21 protein-coding genes are annotated in these 14,718 nt (G+C 56.7%); all 21 read left to right on the forward strand.

Features of this window, described 5'->3' with window-relative positions; genetic code table 11:
• The first annotated feature begins 171 nt into the window (after positions 1-171).
• The 21 genes from ACLTXB_RS03595 (at position 172) to ACLTXB_RS03695 (ending at position 14,716) form a co-directional block, all read left to right on the forward strand.
• The gene (locus ACLTXB_RS03595; RefSeq protein ID WP_412260489.1) at positions 172-648 is read left to right on the forward strand and encodes a DUF2786 domain-containing protein; all 477 of its coding nucleotides are present in this window, start codon (positions 172-174) and stop codon (positions 646-648) included.
• Positions 649-889: 241 nt separating this feature from the next.
• Positions 890-1,534 carry a Holliday junction resolvase RecU gene (locus ACLTXB_RS03600; protein ID WP_412260492.1) on the forward strand — a complete coding sequence of 215 codons (645 nt, stop codon included), beginning with the start codon at positions 890-892 and terminating at the stop codon, positions 1,532-1,534.
• Positions 1,535-1,776: 242 nt separating this feature from the next.
• Entirely contained in the window at positions 1,777-2,004 is a 228-nt protein-coding gene (locus tag ACLTXB_RS03605; protein WP_412260494.1) for a hypothetical protein, read from the forward strand.
• Position 2,005: 1 nt separating this feature from the next.
• Positions 2,006-2,242, forward strand: coding sequence for a hypothetical protein (locus ACLTXB_RS03610; protein ID WP_412260497.1), 237 nt, complete (start codon positions 2,006-2,008; stop codon positions 2,240-2,242).
• Positions 2,239-2,685, forward strand: coding sequence for a DNA N-6-adenine-methyltransferase (locus ACLTXB_RS03615; RefSeq protein ID WP_289026639.1), 447 nt, complete (start codon positions 2,239-2,241; stop codon positions 2,683-2,685). The genes ACLTXB_RS03610 and ACLTXB_RS03615 overlap by 4 nt, the downstream gene beginning before the upstream one ends.
• Before the next feature lie 6 nt (positions 2,686-2,691).
• Positions 2,692-3,162 (forward strand): hypothetical protein, encoded by a 471-nt coding sequence (locus ACLTXB_RS03620; RefSeq protein ID WP_412260500.1) that lies wholly within the window; start codon positions 2,692-2,694, stop codon positions 3,160-3,162.
• A gap of 45 nt (positions 3,163-3,207) precedes the next feature.
• Positions 3,208-3,963 (forward strand): hypothetical protein, encoded by a 756-nt coding sequence (locus ACLTXB_RS03625; protein ID WP_428226109.1) that lies wholly within the window; start codon positions 3,208-3,210, stop codon positions 3,961-3,963.
• Positions 3,964-3,973: 10 nt separating this feature from the next.
• A complete protein-coding gene (locus ACLTXB_RS03630) occupies positions 3,974-4,318 on the forward strand; it encodes a hypothetical protein (protein ID WP_412260506.1) in 345 nt (114 codons plus the stop codon).
• Positions 4,319-4,339: 21 nt separating this feature from the next.
• Positions 4,340-4,813 carry a hypothetical protein gene (locus ACLTXB_RS03635; RefSeq protein ID WP_412260508.1) on the forward strand — a complete coding sequence of 158 codons (474 nt, stop codon included), beginning with the start codon at positions 4,340-4,342 and terminating at the stop codon, positions 4,811-4,813.
• Between the two features lie 198 nt (positions 4,814-5,011).
• Complete coding sequence (gene terS, locus ACLTXB_RS03640) at positions 5,012-5,944, forward strand: phage terminase small subunit (protein WP_412260511.1); 933 nt, start codon at positions 5,012-5,014, stop codon at positions 5,942-5,944.
• Positions 5,945-6,089: 145 nt separating this feature from the next.
• Positions 6,090-6,584 carry a hypothetical protein gene (locus tag ACLTXB_RS03645; RefSeq protein WP_148337749.1) on the forward strand — a complete coding sequence of 165 codons (495 nt, stop codon included), beginning with the start codon at positions 6,090-6,092 and terminating at the stop codon, positions 6,582-6,584.
• Positions 6,565-8,391: a phage terminase large subunit family protein gene (locus tag ACLTXB_RS03650; RefSeq protein WP_412260514.1), complete on the forward strand. Its 1,827-nt coding sequence runs from the start codon at positions 6,565-6,567 to the stop codon at positions 8,389-8,391. The genes ACLTXB_RS03645 and ACLTXB_RS03650 overlap by 20 nt, the downstream gene beginning before the upstream one ends.
• Positions 8,392-8,628, forward strand: a complete 237-nt coding sequence (locus ACLTXB_RS03655; protein ID WP_195278206.1) for a DUF6148 family protein — start codon at positions 8,392-8,394, stop codon at positions 8,626-8,628.
• A gap of 26 nt (positions 8,629-8,654) precedes the next feature.
• Positions 8,655-10,211 carry a phage portal protein gene (locus tag ACLTXB_RS03660; RefSeq protein ID WP_412260517.1) on the forward strand — a complete coding sequence of 519 codons (1,557 nt, stop codon included), beginning with the start codon at positions 8,655-8,657 and terminating at the stop codon, positions 10,209-10,211.
• Positions 10,159-11,313, forward strand: coding sequence for a head maturation protease, ClpP-related (locus tag ACLTXB_RS03665; RefSeq protein WP_412260520.1), 1,155 nt, complete (start codon positions 10,159-10,161; stop codon positions 11,311-11,313). Before ACLTXB_RS03660 ends, ACLTXB_RS03665 begins: the two co-directional genes overlap by 53 nt.
• 13 nt (positions 11,314-11,326) lie before the next feature.
• Positions 11,327-11,710: a hypothetical protein gene (locus ACLTXB_RS03670; protein ID WP_412260523.1), complete on the forward strand. Its 384-nt coding sequence runs from the start codon at positions 11,327-11,329 to the stop codon at positions 11,708-11,710.
• Between the two features lie 15 nt (positions 11,711-11,725).
• The gene (locus ACLTXB_RS03675; RefSeq protein ID WP_412260525.1) at positions 11,726-12,781 is read left to right on the forward strand and encodes a major capsid protein; all 1,056 of its coding nucleotides are present in this window, start codon (positions 11,726-11,728) and stop codon (positions 12,779-12,781) included.
• Positions 12,782-12,783: 2 nt separating this feature from the next.
• Entirely contained in the window at positions 12,784-13,119 is a 336-nt protein-coding gene (locus ACLTXB_RS03680) for a hypothetical protein (RefSeq protein WP_412260528.1), read from the forward strand.
• Positions 13,116-13,682, forward strand: coding sequence for a phage tail protein (locus ACLTXB_RS03685; RefSeq protein ID WP_390125648.1), 567 nt, complete (start codon positions 13,116-13,118; stop codon positions 13,680-13,682). Before ACLTXB_RS03680 ends, ACLTXB_RS03685 begins: the two co-directional genes overlap by 4 nt.
• Before the next feature lie 3 nt (positions 13,683-13,685).
• Positions 13,686-14,177, forward strand: a complete 492-nt coding sequence (locus ACLTXB_RS03690) for a hypothetical protein (protein WP_148337734.1) — start codon at positions 13,686-13,688, stop codon at positions 14,175-14,177.
• Positions 14,168-14,716 (forward strand): hypothetical protein, encoded by a 549-nt coding sequence (locus tag ACLTXB_RS03695; RefSeq protein ID WP_412260532.1) that lies wholly within the window; start codon positions 14,168-14,170, stop codon positions 14,714-14,716. Before ACLTXB_RS03690 ends, ACLTXB_RS03695 begins: the two co-directional genes overlap by 10 nt.
• The last annotated feature ends 2 nt before the right edge of the window (positions 14,717-14,718 follow it).

Below are 14,718 nucleotides of genomic sequence, written 5' to 3' on the forward strand. Positions count from 1 at the left end.
GGTTGCACGAATGGAGCGGGACAACCTGATAGAACAGGCGCAGGCATTGAACGCCGCAGTTGCCGTTATCAAAGAATATTGCGACGGCAGGACGGCGGACGACGCTTGCCGAAAGTGCCTGTTCCGCGATAATTGCGGCGGGGAGCCGTACACATGGGGGGACGTAGAGCCATGACACAGGAGCGGGAACGGATTTTGCAGAAGATCAAGCGGGTTCAGGCGTTGGCCGAACGGGGCGTTGCCGGGGAACAGGAATCCGCCGCGGCAACCCTTGACCGCCTGATGAAGCAATACGGAATCACGGAAGCGGAACTGGAAGAAGAACGCCGGGAAATGGAGTGGTTCAGGTACAAGACACCCATTGAACGGAAGTTGCTTTTGCAGGTGATCTATTCCGTGACCGGGCGCGCGGCTTATGGTTGCGTAGGGAAATACACGGGGCGAAAGCGAAAGCGAGTCGGGATTGAATGCACCGCGGCGGAACGGCTGGAAATTCAATTCGACTATGATTTTTTCCGCGAAGCATTGGAAGAGGAAATGGACAGGTTCTTTTCTGCGTTCCTGATAAAAACGGGATTTTCCCGCCGGAGGGAAAAGAACAGGATGAATTGCCGCCGCCGCGGGAAATCAGCCGGGAAGAAGCCATGAAACTTGAATCCCTGATGATGGGAATGGACCGCCACACCCGGCGGGCCGCGCTGGAAAGCGGGGTGGAACCGTGAATTGCGCGATATGCGGAAAACCCGTCGAGCGGGTCCGCCCTTGCGAATACTACCGCCGCCGCGGGGAAGCTGTGTGCGACGAATGTTGCGAAGAGTGCTACCGGACAGAGCCGTTCCCCTGTCCAGACCATGACGAACGGGAGCGGGAGAAAACGGAGGGATAAACGATGATAGATCACCAGCGCGCGGCCTTGCGCTACCAAAACAAGGTCAACAACGCGCAGGGGCAGTTTTTCGAGCGGGCCATAAAAGCCGCGTGCGCCCTGTATTCGGAGCGGGGCCGGGCGGACGTGGACAAGACCCCGGAGCCGTTCCGGGTCCTCGAAAAGAGCCGGGACGGGATTTTCAAGGGACGGTTCACGGCCAGAGCGCAACCGGACTTTCAAGGGACGCTGGACGGCGGGCGGTCCATTGTCTTTGAAGCGAAGTACACCACCGGGGACCGCATGAAACAGGAAGTTTTAACAAAGCCCCAGCAAGACGCGCTGGAACACCATTCCCGGCGGGGCGCGCTTGCCGCTGTGTGCGCTGGAATCGGAAACGACTTCTTTTTCGTTCCGTGGTTCATTTGGCGGGACATGAAGCAATGTTTCGGAAGAAAGTACGTAACCGCGGCGGACCTTGAATCATTCCGAATCCGGTTCAATGGTGCGGTCCTGTTTCTGGACTACACCCACCAGATCGAAGGGCGGTGGATTCGCGGGGCGGACTGCAACATGGAGAAATGGAGGGAAACCGGAAATGAAAAAAGGGAAACAGCACCGACAGAAAGTGACGGTCCGCGTCACGCCGCAGACAGCATACAACCTTGACCGCCTTGTTACCATGAGCGGGTTAAAAACGCCGGGAAGAGTGGTTGACAAGCTGGTTCGTGAAAAAATGCTTGCCTTGCGCGGGCATACCGGAGGAAAGGAGAACGACCGATGAAATATGATTGCGGGAAGCCGGAGTGGGCCGAAATGGAGCCTTGCCCGCTGGAAACGGGAGAACTGGAAGATTGCGCGGAATGCGCATGGGCCGTAGAGCGTGAGGACGCGGAATAGGGGTGCAGGCGGTGAAAAACCGAAAGTGCGAAAAGTGCGGCGCGCCGACGGCGGAGGGCTTGCCGCTTTGTCCGGCCTGCATGAAAGAATCCGGCGCGGCGGCGGAGATCGTCGAAGCCGCGGAAGAGTTGCGGGACATTGCGCGGGTTTTGTCTATCGAGGCGGGAGCCGACGCGAACATTCGTGACGCAATGGAGGGCATTTTGAACATAGCCGACAGGCTGGAACGGAGGAAATGACATGGAGTTTTTGCGATTTATCTTTTCGTCTTTTTGGGTTTGGCTGGGATTCGTTGTGCTGATTGCCGCGGCGGGTGGTGCTGTTGTGGAGATCGTCAAGGCCATTCGACCGGCCCGGAAGATTGCAGTATATCGAACGGGCGACGTTGTGCGCGTGGAGGTTGAGGGCGCAGGCCGAGGGGATATTCCGGCGGCGGTTAAAGCCGCAAAGGAGCGGGACACGGAGGACGCGGAATGAACGCGGCATTATTGAGCAGTAAGAAAATGGACTATTGCACGCCGCAGGACTTTTTCGACCGCCTGAATGATGAATTCGGGTTTGTGCTGGACGCGGCGGCGACGGCCAAAAGCGCAAAATGCCCGGCGTACTACACGCCGGAAACCGATGGTTTGAATAGTCCTTGGAATCTTGCGGGGGGGGCTGTTTGGTGTAACCCTCCATACGGACGGGAAACCGGGAAATGGGTTCGTAAAGCCTATGAAGAAGCCCGGAGCGGGAAAACGGTTGTTCTTCTGATTCCGGCCAGAACAGACACAGCATACTTTCACGACTACATATACGGGAAAGCGGAAATCCGGTTCGTGCGCGGGCGGCTACGCTTCACCGATGAAGAGGGCAACGCATACGCCCCCGCCCCGTTCCCGTCGATGGTGGTCATCTACAACGGAAAGCGACGGTGAAAATACATGACCTATCAACCGAAAGTCATTCGGTGCCGCCTCCATACGGGCGGCAAGACCGTTCAGGAAATCCGGGAGAGGTACGCCGGACAGGGCATGACATACCGGGATTTCGAGAGCATTCAGCGGGCGAATGAAGAGTTCGACGGGCTGGTGGTCCTGCTGTCCCTTTGGGACTATGACAACCACGAAGCCTATCACCTGCATAACTGGAACCCGGAGGACGACGAACGAATGATGATGGCAATTTATCATTCCGAGCAGGTCCATCCGTTCCCCCGATACAAAAACGCCCTTGAACAGTTCAAGGCGGATTGGACAGCGGGGACCTACGACCCCGGCGCGACACTATGTTTTCAGCCGGAGGACGTGGAGGAAATCGAAGTTCTTTGCGAAGAGATCATGCCGGAGCCGCAGACGGACACACCCCAGCCCCGGACACCCAAAAAGAAGCGCAGGAAGCGGCGCAGGAAGTGAGGCGGCGAAAATGTGCGACAAAAGGCAAAGACCCGCCCGCGGTTCGTGGCCGTCCTGCAAAGAATTGTCGCAACCGTGTTCGGGGACAGCGAGGTTCAGGCAGACGGAACCCGCGATTTTATCGCAAAAGTGCTTCACACAAGCCCGGCGCAGATCGGGCGGTATGACACCATCATTCGCCACCTGTCCCCGGAATTCAAAGAAGAACTGAAAGCAGACCGCATAAACCTTTCGACCGCCTATGAACTGGCGGGATTGCCGGAAGAGGACCAGCGGGCCGCGTTCGAGGAATACCAGAGAACCGGGGAAATTTCCATCAAGGCCGCACGGGAGCGGAAGCCGCAAGCGGCTCCGTCCCCTCCCACGCCGCAGGACGAAGAGAAAAACACCCCGCCCGCCGAACCCGTCCGGGAGCGGGAGCAGACACCACCGCCCCCGGCGCATTGCATACCGTCCACCGTACCACAACCGGGAATCGACTGGAACGAGGAAACGGGGCGGGAAATGCCGGAGGAAAGCCCACAGGACGCGCAGGACGCGCCGGAAGCGAGCGGGGCGGGAAAAGACACGGCCAACAGAGAAACCGTCGCAAAACCAGCGCAGACGCGAAAGCCGCAAGCGACGCAGAGTGCGGGGCTTGGGATTTGCCCTTACTGCGGAAAACCGTTTGACGCGGCGCGGTCAATCGAATACAGCATTCGAGGAACGGAGGGGCGGGAGCCTGTGACATGCCCGAAGTGCGGCGGGAAAATCGAAATCCGGTGTACGGTTTCCTATTGCTGTTCCCCGGTGGAATCGTGAGGGCGCGCAGATGGACGAAATCGAATTGGCCGGTTTTACTGCGGAGCAGGCCGAAATCATAAGAGAAGCCGCGAGAAAATACGCGGAAAGAACAATGATTACCACGGAAGAGGCAACCGAAAAGATTTTGGACGCACTAAATTTCATTTCGGGTGCGATTCGGGAAGCATTTGACAAACTGACAGCGGTATTTCGTGAACTGGCGGAAGAGTTGAAGCCGATAGACATTGAATCGCGCGCCCGGCGGAGGAAGCAGGAACGGGAGCGGGCAAAGATGATCGAAAAGCGATACCGGGCGGAAATCCGGCGGGCGGAAAATACACGAATTTATCGGCGGATATATAAGCCGCCCTAAAGCAGAGCGGAGGAAGCGGACGTGAACAGGGAAAAAGTTATTGTGATCCTGCGTTATTACAGGGACGCAGACAAAGCAATCAAAATGAACGAGCGGGTTATTAAGAACCTCGAAGATCAGTATTATTCGACGTTGGGGGCGGTCAATTCCGACGGTATGCCGCACGGGAAAGGCACGACTTCAAATCCCGTTGAACGTGTGGTGCTGAATATCCCCCGATCTGTCACACAGACCATTGACCGATTGCGGCGCGAGATAGAGGAAATCGGGAAAATAAAAGCAGAGATTGCGGAAGAATTGAAATGCCTGAATTACACCGAAAAAGCATTGATTCAGGGGTTTTACATAGAGGGCGAACAATGGGAACGTCTTTCGGCGCGAGTAAATTACAGCCCGCGGCAATGTCGGAATATCCGCGCCGCCGCGCTGGACTGTCTGGCAAGGAATTTCAGCGCAAACAAAATCATTTCGCGCTATCGCTTCCCGGAAAAATAAGATTGCCACCCATTGCCCGTTTTCCGTGGTAAAATTGGTATTGTGGAAAATGAACACAACGATTCGGGCGGCGTATTCCTCCGCGCCGTTCGAGTGCAGAAAACGGACCATGTTTTGAACATGGCCCGTTTTTTACGCGCTTCCGCGGAAGTATGCGGGGCGAAAAATAGGAAACAAACGAAAGGGGGTGCGTAGACAATGGCAAAAGCGAGAAGCCCGGAGCGGGACAAAGTGCGCCGGGCATGGCTTGAATCCGGCGGAACCATGACGGCGAAACAGCTTGCGGAACAATTCGGCGTAAGGGCTGAACAGGTCCGAAAATGGAAAAGCCTTGATAATTGGCAAGCAGACCTTGACGCACAGAAACCGAAGCGGAAACGCGGCGGACAGCCGGGCAATAAAAATGCCGTGGGCGCGGGCGCGCCCGTAGGGAATAAAAATGCCGAAACGCACGGGGCATATTCCACGGTCCGCCTATGCGATCTACCGCAGGAACAGCGGGAGTATATCGAGGGAATCACGCTGGACACGGAAACAAATATGCTTGCAGAACTGCAAACACTGGTTGCAAAGGAAGCTGACCTGCAAAACAAGATTGCCGCGCTGGAACATGGCGACCCAGCCGCGCTTTATATTGACCGCGTTGTTGAAATGCGCGCCCCAAAAGGGACAAAACGATTAGAACAACAGCGGGAGAAGTTGGAAGCCCTGCAACGGGAAGAAGATTCCCTGATTTGGGATATGGACGGGAGCGACGGAAAGAAACCAACCAGACAGCAGGAAAAGAAGCTGGAAGCCCTGCAACGGGAGATTGCCGCATTGCAGGACACCACAGGCGACAAGGAACGCGCCCTTGAACGCGAGGGCTACACGGTGACAATGCAGACTGTCATAAAGGCAAGCGCATTCGACCGGGCTATGAAGTTAGAAGCCGAACTGAACAGAATACACGGGCGCATTATCAAACTGCTTGATTCCATCAAGGGATATGAGATGGAGAGCCGCCGCCTGCGGCTTGAAGAGCGGAAATATAATCTTGCAAAGCAGAAACTTTCGGGAGCATACGACATCGACCCTGAAACGGGAGAGATCAACGACGAAGCGGAAGAGCCGGACGAATTGGAAATATGAAATAGGTTCTTTCGGCGGGCCGCGCGGCCTGCGGGTCCAGCGAGCCCCGGCGTTTTTTTAGATACGAAATTTTTTTGAACGCTTCCGGGGCCGGGAAAATTTTTAAGGGGGTATGCCAAAAAAGCGCGGGAGGGGTGGAAAAACGGTGAAACTTTACGACGCGAAAGCGGTTGCCCGATTCCTCGACGTGTCGGAACGGCGGGTGCGGCAGTTACGCGACGAAAAGGTGATCGCAGAAGTTCGCCCCGGTTTGTACGACCTGATCGACACGAACCACCGCTATATAAATTATCTCCGAAAGAGGAACCCGGAGAGCGAAGAGACGATAGATTACAACACCGAGCGGGCGAAGCTGGTTCGGGCAAAGCGGAAGAATGAAGAATACGAATTGCAGTTGAAAGAAAACACGCTTCACGCCGCGGCGGACATCGAAGCCGTTATGACGGATATGCTGGTAAACTTCAAATCCCGCCTGATGGCGATTCCGTCAAAGCTGGCCCCGGTCCTTTGCAAGAAAACGGACAAGGCAGAGATATTCGCCCTGCTGAAAGATCATATCGACGAAGCCTTGATGGAACTTTCCGATTTCAAAACTACATTCGGGGAAAGGGGGAACAGCAATGAAAAAAGCGACGGTTGACCTGTTCACCCGGATTTTTGCGGTGCTGGCCCCTCCCCCGAATATGACCATATCGCAATGGGCGGACAAATACCGCCGCTTGTCCTCCGAATCGTCGGCGGAGCCGGGCCGATGGCGCACATCAAAGGCCCCATACCAGCGGGAGATTATGGACGCAGTTTGCGACATGCGGATTCAAAAAGTGGTCATCATGTCGGCGGCGCAGATCGGGAAAACGGACGCGCTGATTCTGAACCCGATCGGCTACTATATGCACTACGACCCGTCCCCGATCATGGTCATGCAACCGACCATTCAAATGGCGGAAACATTCTCCAAAGACCGCCTTTCCCCGATGTTGCGGGACACCCCCGCTTTACGGGACCGCGTGAACGACAAGAGCCGGAACAGCGGGAACACGATCTTGCAGAAAATTTTCCCCGGCGGTCATGTGACGATGGTTGGCGCAAATTCGCCGTCCTCCCTCGCCTCCCGCCCGATTCGGATTCTGCTTGCGGACGAAATCGACCGATACCCGGCCACGGCTGGCAATGAGGGCGACCCCCTGTTGCTGGCCGGGAAGCGGCTTGCGACCTTTTGGAACAAGAAAGAAGTGTGCGTGAGTACGCCGACCAACAAGGAAACGTCCAGAATCGCCGTTGAATTTGAACACAGCACGCAAGAGGAATGGAACGTACCTTGCCCGGCGTGCGGGGCGTACACGCCGCTTTTGTGGGCGAACATCATTTTCGACCGGGACAAGCTGGACGAAATCGGGTGCGCTTGCCCGGCGTGCGGCGTGGTTTCCAGCGAAACGGAGTGGAAAGAGCAGTTCGGAAAGGGTAAATTCGTCGCGGCACACCCGGAACGAAAGGTGCGCGGATTCCATTTGAACGCCCTTGCCTCCCTCTTTGTGGAATGGCGGGAAATCGTCGAAAAGTTTCTGACCGCAAACGAAGAGAAGAAAAAAGGAAACATCGAACTTCTAAAAGTATGGACAAATACCGAAATGGGCGAAACGTGGGAGGAAGAGGGCGAACAAATCGAAACGGACGACCTCTTCAAACGCCGCGAACGCTATAATTGCGAGGTCCCGGAAGAAGTGCTGGTGCTGACCGCGGGCGTGGACGTGCAGGACGACCGATTTGAAGTGGAGGTTGTCGGCTGGGGCGTGGACAAGGAAAGCTGGGGAATCAAGTATCAGGCGATCTACGGCGACTTGAAGTTGAAGCCCGTGTGGGATGAACTGGACAAGTTTCTTTCGCAGACGTTCACCACCGCAGACGGGCGGCGGCTGAAAATTATTTGCGCCTGCGTGGATTCCGGCGGACACTTCACGACACAGGTTTACCGATTCTGCAAAGAGCGGACGGCCCGGCGTGTGTTCGCAATCAAGGGAAAAGGCGGCGCGGAAGTGCCGTACTTCAATAGGCCGTCAACGGCGAACAATATCAAAGCCCCTCTTTTCACTGTCGGAGTTGACACGGGCAAGGCCCTTTTATATCAACGACTGGCGGTGCAGGAAGAGGGGCCGAATTATTGCCATTTTCCGCGTGAAAAGGACCGGGGGTACACGCAAGAGTATTTCCGCGGCCTGACCGCCGAAAAAATGGTGATCACCTATAAGCGCGGAAAAGCGCAATACGTCTGGACGCTGAAAGACGGCGGGTACAAGCGGAATGAACCGCTTGATATTCGGAACTATGCGACCGTCGCTTTGGAAATTGCAAACCCGGTTTTGAAACGGACGGAGCGGGACGCGGCCACAGCCGCCCCCGCGCAGAAGCGGCGGGGCAGACGATCAAGAACCAACGGAGGTATTTTGTAAATGGCGGGAATCAGCCTTGAAATCGCAAGAAAGCACCTTTCCGCATGGCTGGAAGCGGAATTGGAGGTTACGACACACCAAAGCTACACCATCGGTTCGCGGAGCCTGACAAAAGCGGACCTTGCGGACATCCGGCAACAAATCGAATTTTGGAAAAACGAGGTTGCGCGGCTGGAAAACATCGAAAAGCGCGGCGGGCGAAACCGCGTTTTCCGTGTGGTCCCGCGGGACCTTTAAGACCATGACAAAGGAGGCGAAGCGGGTTGAACACGCTTGACCGAATGATTGCCGCAGTATCGCCGCAACGGGCCGTGAAGCGCGCCGCCGCCCGCCGGAAGCTGGAAATACTGGACAGCGGGTACAGCAACTACGGCGCGTCACAGACAAAAAAATCAATGCTGGGCTGGTTGTATGGCGGCGGGTCCGCAAAAGAGGATATACAAGAGAACCTTTCCGTCCTCCGGCAACGGTGCCGCGATCTTTACATGGGCGTACCGCTGGCAACGGGCGCGCTGAAAACATGCCGGACAAATGTTGTCGGCGCGGGGTTGCGGCTGAAAAGTCAAATTGACTATGAGGCGTTGGGGATGGATGAAGAAACCGCCCGCGACCTTGAACGCAAGATCGAGCGGGAATTTTCCTTGTGGGCTGATTCCCCGGCCTGCGACCTTGAACGGCTGGACAATTTCTATGAACTGCAACAACTGGCTTTTCTGAACTGGCTTATGAGCGGCGACGTGATCGCCACGTTGCCAGTGACAAAGCGGGTGAACTGCCCGTATGACCTGCGAATATGTCTGATTGAAGCGGACCGATTGAGCAACCCGAACGGAACGGTTGACCCGCATTTCGTCGGAGGCGTGGAAACCAACGACGCGGGCGAGGTGATCGCGTACCATATCAGCAAGCACCATCCGTTGTCCTACGATGCAAGCGAATACGGGTGGACGCGGGTTGAAGCATGGGGCGCAAAGACCGGACGGCGGAACGTGCTTCACATTATGAACCGGGAGCGCATCGGACAACGGCGCGGCGTGCCGTTTCTGGCCCCTGTCATTGAAGCGTTGAAGCAGTTGGGCCGATATACCGACGCGGAACTTGTCGCCGCCGTAGTTTCCGGCATGTTCACGGTGTTCATCGAAAAGGAATCCGCGTCCAGCGACGGAACATTTGGCGAGATCATCCCGGAGGAAGCGCAGGTGGACGCGGGCGACGACAGCACGATTGAACTTGCGCCAGGCGCAATCGTGGACTTGAACGAGGGAGAAAAAGCGCACGACATGAACCCCGGCAGGCCAAACACGGCGTTTGACGGGTTCGTGGTTGCGATTTGCAGGCAGATCGGCGCGGCCCTCGAAATCCCCTATGAACTATTGGTAAAGAACTTCAACGCGTCTTACAGCGCGTCCCGCGGGGCGTTGCTGGAAGCGTGGAAAATGTTCCGAATGTACCGGACATGGCTTGCAAACGACTTCTGCCAACCGATCTACGAAGAATGGTTCGCGGAGGCCGTGGCAAAGGGACGAATCCCTGCGCCCGGATTTTTTGGCGACCCTATCATTCGCAAGGCGTACACGGGCGCAGAATGGAACGGCCCGGCGCAGGGGCTTTTGAACCCGGTGCAGGAAGTGACCGCGGCGGAAAAGCGGGTGCAGAACGGATTTTCCACCCGCGACCGGGAAGCAATGGAAATGAACGGGTCCGATTTCTACCGGAACGCCGCGCAGATCAAACGGGAAGAAAAAATGTTAAGGGAGGCGAAAGCAGATGGCACAGGAACAGAGCCGGGCGCAGGCTCAGCAAAAACAGGTAAAGAATAAGCATTTCTGGACGTTCCGGGCCGCGGCGGGAGATAACGCCGCCCCGGAACTGATTTTATACGGCGACATTGCTTCCGAAACGTGGTGGGGCGACGAAGTGACCCCCCGGCAGTTTACGGAGGAATTGGACGCGCTGGGGGCGGTCCCTGAAATCGTTGTGCGCATCAACAGCGGCGGCGGCGACGTGTTCGCCGCGAATGCGATTTACACCCGCCTAAAGGACAACGCGGCAAAGATCACCGTAAAAATCGACGGATGGGCCGCGTCCGCGGCGACGATCGTTGCAATGGCGGGCGACGTGATCGAGATTCCGGGGAACGGCGTTTTCATGGTGCATGACCCGTCCTTGGGCTTGCTGGGCTACTTCAACGAAGCGGACCTTGCAAAGATGACCGAGGAATTAAAAGTGGTCAAACAGTCTATTGTGAACGCCTATGTCCTGAAAACCGGAAAAGACGCGGCGGAGGTTGCCGCGATTATGGCGACGGAAAGCTGGTTTGACGGGAAACAGGCGGTTGACGCTGGCTTTTGCGACAAGCTGATGTTTGAGGACGCGGAAACCACCATTGAAAACGCCGCGAAAATCGTTGTCAACAGCGTTTCGCTGGACCTGAACCGTTATCCGAATATGCCGATTTCGTTGTTAAACCGCACGACGGCCCGCGCGCACGGCGGTTTTTCAAATAAACCAACCATAAATGAACCGAAAAGGAGCGAAGAGAACATGGACGGAATCAAAGACATTAAGACCGTGGCCGACCTGAAAGCGGCTTTCCCCGACCTGACAAAGCAGATCGAGGAAGCGGCGACCGACGCGGAGCGCAAGCGCATTCAGGACATCGAGGACGTGGCGATTGCGGGCTATGAAACCATCGTGGCGGACGCAAAGTTCAAGACCCCCATTGCCGCGGGCGACGTTGCGAAAGCGATTCTTGCGGAGCAGAAGAAGCAGGGCGGCAAGTACATTCAGGACCGCGACGACGACGCGCACGCGAGCGGAGCGGGCGACGTTGGAACCGGCGGACAGCGAGAGGGAGCAGGCGGCGACGGCCCCGACGAAGTGGACGCGGCCATTGACAAGCTGTTCCCCGACGTGAAGTAAGGAGGAAAGAAGCATGTACGAGATTCAGAAAGACCAGACAAGCCCGGTGAACTTTTTTGCGGGCGATTATCCAGTTGCAACGGCGGTCCGCGAGGTTTCGAGCGGGAAGAGCGTCAAGAAATACGACCCCGTGAAGCTGGTTGACGGAAAGGTGGAACCCGTCGTCAAGGTGGAGGCGAGCGCGGCGAACAGCGGAAGCACAATTCCGGCGAAAACGGAGTACGAGAACACCACGGCGGGAATCTATGGCATTGCGGCGGGAGACGCGGGAGCCGGAGAAGATGTCGTCGTTTACCTGACGGGCGAATTTTTCGCGGACGCAATCAATCTCCCGGCCAGTGTGACCGCGGAAACCCTGACAACCGCATTCCGAAATATCGGAATCTTTTTGAAGTAAAGGAGAGGAAACAAAATGGGAATCGAAACTACCATCTATACCCCCCGTACGCTGGGGAAGCTGGTTCGGCGTATGCCTCCGGTGCATACGTTCTTCCGCGATACTTTTTTCAAGAACCGCCGGACGTTCAACACGAAGAGCGTTGACGTGGACTTCAAAAAGGGGTCCCGCGCCCTTGCTCCCTTTGTTCATCCGAAAGTGGGCGGGAAAACCATCCTGAACACGGGCTATCAGACGAAGAGTTACACCCCCGTTCTGCTGGCCCCGAACAAGATTACCACCGTTGACGACCTGTTGGAGCGGGCCGCGGGCGAGGACCCTTACAGCGGCAGAAAGCCCGCGGAACGCGCCGTGGAAAAGCTGGCGGAGGATTTGCAGGAACTGAACGAAATGATCGTGCGCCGGGAAGAGTGGATGGCGGCGACGGCGATCTTTACGGGGCAGATTCCGATTGTTGGCGAGGGCGTGAATGAGGTCATCGACTTTGACTTCACCAACAAAGAAACCATCGTGTCCACGGAAAAGAAGTGGGACAACGCGCAGAGCGACCCGCTGGCAGACCTTGAACGGTGGCACAAGGCCGTACAGAAAGAGGGGTTCGTGAACTGCAATATCTGCATCATGGCGGAGGACGTGGCAACGGCTTTCGTAAACCACGCAAAGGTCAAAGAAGTGCTGGACGTGAAAGCCTATGACCTCGCGGTCATCAAGCCCCGCCAACTCCCGAACGGAACAACCTATGTCGGAACGGTCCACAAACTGGGGCTGGACATCTACCAGTACAACGAGTGGTACTTGGACGACTGGACGGAGCCGGACGAACCGGAAAACAAGCCCCTTGTACCGGACAAGCATATTGCCTTGCTGTCCACGGAGGCGGATTACTCCATCTACTACGGCGCAATCACCATGATTCCCGAAGAGGGCAAGGGATTTGTCACCGTGGAGGGCGACAAGGTGCCGCAGACATGGATTGAACGCCGCCCGGACCGCCGCTTCCTGCAAATCAACAGCAAGCCGCTGACCGTCCCCCATGAGGTCAACAGCTGGTACGTGGCGCAGGTGCTTTAACCATGAATTTCAAAGATCAGGTGGAGCGGGATTTGACCGCCGTATTCCACAACAGCCGGGAACACGCCGACGTTATGGAATTCTGGATTGACGGAATCCGCTACAAAGGCCCGGTCATTATCGACGACGGCGGGGCGCAGGACCGGAAGAAGCCGTCCACGGATCACGTGGACGGCTTGGTTCTTGTCGATCTTGTCATGTATGTTCCGCTGTCCCTGCTGAAAACCATCCCGCAAAAGGACCTGAACGTGGAAATCGGGGACTGCCTGTACCGAATCACAAAGGTTCACCCGGAAGCCGGGGAAATCGTGCTTTACATGGAGGCGTTGACCGAATGATTCAGATTACAGCCGACCAGATCGAGCGGGTGAACCTGATTCTTTCCGGCGTTCCAAAAGGCGCGGAAAAGGCAATGGCAAGCGTCATCCGCCGAGCCAACAACACCGTGAGATCAGAGGCCCTAAAGGGCATCACGAGCGTTTACGCAATCACCCGGCAGAATGTCCGGGCAGACACCACAATCAAAGTGCGGACGCAGAAAGCAGACGGCGGGGTTGTGGGAACGGTATCGTTTGCCGGGTACAAAATCCCCCTTTACCGCTTCAATGTCTCCCCGACCCTCCCCGTCCAGCGCGCGACCGTTTCGGCGGCGGTGCTGGCGGAGAGCGGGCGAACCCCGTTTGCACACGCATTTATCGCAAAAATGAAAAGCGGTCATACGGGCATGTTCGAGCGGGACGGAACAGGCAGACTTCCGATCACCGAGTTCATGGGACCGTCCGCCGCACAGATGGCGGCGAACAGCGTGGTTGTGGAGCAGGTGGAGGAAAAGGCGCAGGAAGTCATAAACAAGCGGATTGAGCATGAAATCACCCGGATTCTGAACGGCTACGGAGGATAAGCCATGACACCTTTAGACCTTTTGGACGTGCTGGAAGAGTTCGTGCGGCGCGAAACAAAGGACATGCTTTTACCTGTCCGCGTAGACCGCCGGAGCGGAGAGCCGAAAGAGCGGCCCGCAGAAATTTACAAAATGCGGTTGCCGACCAAAAAGGCGCAGACCGAGCGCGTCCCCTATCTGCTGTTGCAGTACATCAAAAGCACAGACACACAGGAGCCGGGACAGGAACCGGAAAGCGTCTGTACGGTGCGCATCGTCGCCGCGACGTATTCGGAGGACGAAAGCGAGGGCGCAACATGCGTCCTGAACCTGCTGACCCGAATCCGGGTTGCCCTGTTGAAAGACGGCGTGATTGGAGAGCGGTACATGCTGAAACCGCCCCTTGAAATGATTGTGTACCCGGACGGAACGACAGCCCCCTACTATTTGGGGGAAATGATGACGGAATGGGAAATGCCCGTTGTAGAAAGTGAGGTTCAAAAAGTATGGCAATGAACTATAAACCCAGCATGACGAAAGCGGAATTGCTGGAAATCGCCGCCGAAAACGGCGTGCAGGCCGACGACGGCATGACAAAAACGGCGATTCTTGCCGCGCTGGACGGCGCAAACAGCCGCGCGCCCGACGGGGCGGAACCGAACACCAGCCCGGAGGAAACCGCCGCAGACGGCCAACAGGCCGCACAGGGCGGCGCAGGACAGGCCGGGGACAGAGAGGGAACCGAGGACACCGCCGGGCAGGAAACGCCCACAGAGGACGCGCAGGAAGCCCCGGAGGGGTACAACCTGTTTGTCTATGCCGGGCCGTCCCTCCCCCGCGGGAGACTGAAAGAAAACGCCGTGTTCAACGGGACGTTCGAGGACGTGAAAGCGTACCTTGCGGACGTGATCGCGGACTATCCCCTTGTAGCGCGGATGATCGTCCCCGTTGAGCGGCTTTCCGCGTTTCACGTCAAGGTGAAAACGCCCGGAAACCTTGCGCACAAGTATTACAACGACATTGTTTCGACAATGCGGGGAAACAAGGAGGTATAACA

Source organism: Flintibacter sp. (assembly GCF_046973065.1).

What these genes read in the sequence shown, in the direction of transcription:
- ACLTXB_RS03595 (WP_412260489.1), top strand. Translation starts at nt 172, where the DNA reads ATGACACAGGAGCGGGAACGGATTTTGCAGAAGATCAAGCGGGTTCAG.
- ACLTXB_RS03600 (WP_412260492.1), top strand. Translation starts at nt 890, where the DNA reads ATGATAGATCACCAGCGCGCGGCCTTGCGCTACCAAAACAAGGTCAAC.
- ACLTXB_RS03610 (WP_412260497.1), top strand. Translation starts at nt 2,006, where the DNA reads ATGGAGTTTTTGCGATTTATCTTTTCGTCTTTTTGGGTTTGGCTGGGA.
- ACLTXB_RS03615 (WP_289026639.1), top strand. Translation starts at nt 2,239, where the DNA reads ATGAACGCGGCATTATTGAGCAGTAAGAAAATGGACTATTGCACGCCG.
- ACLTXB_RS03620 (WP_412260500.1), top strand. Translation starts at nt 2,692, where the DNA reads ATGACCTATCAACCGAAAGTCATTCGGTGCCGCCTCCATACGGGCGGC.
- ACLTXB_RS03630 (WP_412260506.1), top strand. Translation starts at nt 3,974, where the DNA reads ATGGACGAAATCGAATTGGCCGGTTTTACTGCGGAGCAGGCCGAAATC.
- terS (WP_412260511.1), top strand. Translation starts at nt 5,012, where the DNA reads ATGGCAAAAGCGAGAAGCCCGGAGCGGGACAAAGTGCGCCGGGCATGG.
- ACLTXB_RS03650 (WP_412260514.1), top strand. Translation starts at nt 6,565, where the DNA reads ATGAAAAAAGCGACGGTTGACCTGTTCACCCGGATTTTTGCGGTGCTG.
- ACLTXB_RS03655 (WP_195278206.1), top strand. Translation starts at nt 8,392, where the DNA reads ATGGCGGGAATCAGCCTTGAAATCGCAAGAAAGCACCTTTCCGCATGG.
- ACLTXB_RS03665 (WP_412260520.1), top strand. Translation starts at nt 10,159, where the DNA reads ATGGCACAGGAACAGAGCCGGGCGCAGGCTCAGCAAAAACAGGTAAAG.
- ACLTXB_RS03670 (WP_412260523.1), top strand. Translation starts at nt 11,327, where the DNA reads ATGTACGAGATTCAGAAAGACCAGACAAGCCCGGTGAACTTTTTTGCG.
- ACLTXB_RS03675 (WP_412260525.1), top strand. Translation starts at nt 11,726, where the DNA reads ATGGGAATCGAAACTACCATCTATACCCCCCGTACGCTGGGGAAGCTG.
- ACLTXB_RS03680 (WP_412260528.1), top strand. Translation starts at nt 12,784, where the DNA reads ATGAATTTCAAAGATCAGGTGGAGCGGGATTTGACCGCCGTATTCCAC.
- ACLTXB_RS03685 (WP_390125648.1), top strand. Translation starts at nt 13,116, where the DNA reads ATGATTCAGATTACAGCCGACCAGATCGAGCGGGTGAACCTGATTCTT.
- ACLTXB_RS03690 (WP_148337734.1), top strand. Translation starts at nt 13,686, where the DNA reads ATGACACCTTTAGACCTTTTGGACGTGCTGGAAGAGTTCGTGCGGCGC.
- ACLTXB_RS03695 (WP_412260532.1), top strand. Translation starts at nt 14,168, where the DNA reads ATGGCAATGAACTATAAACCCAGCATGACGAAAGCGGAATTGCTGGAA.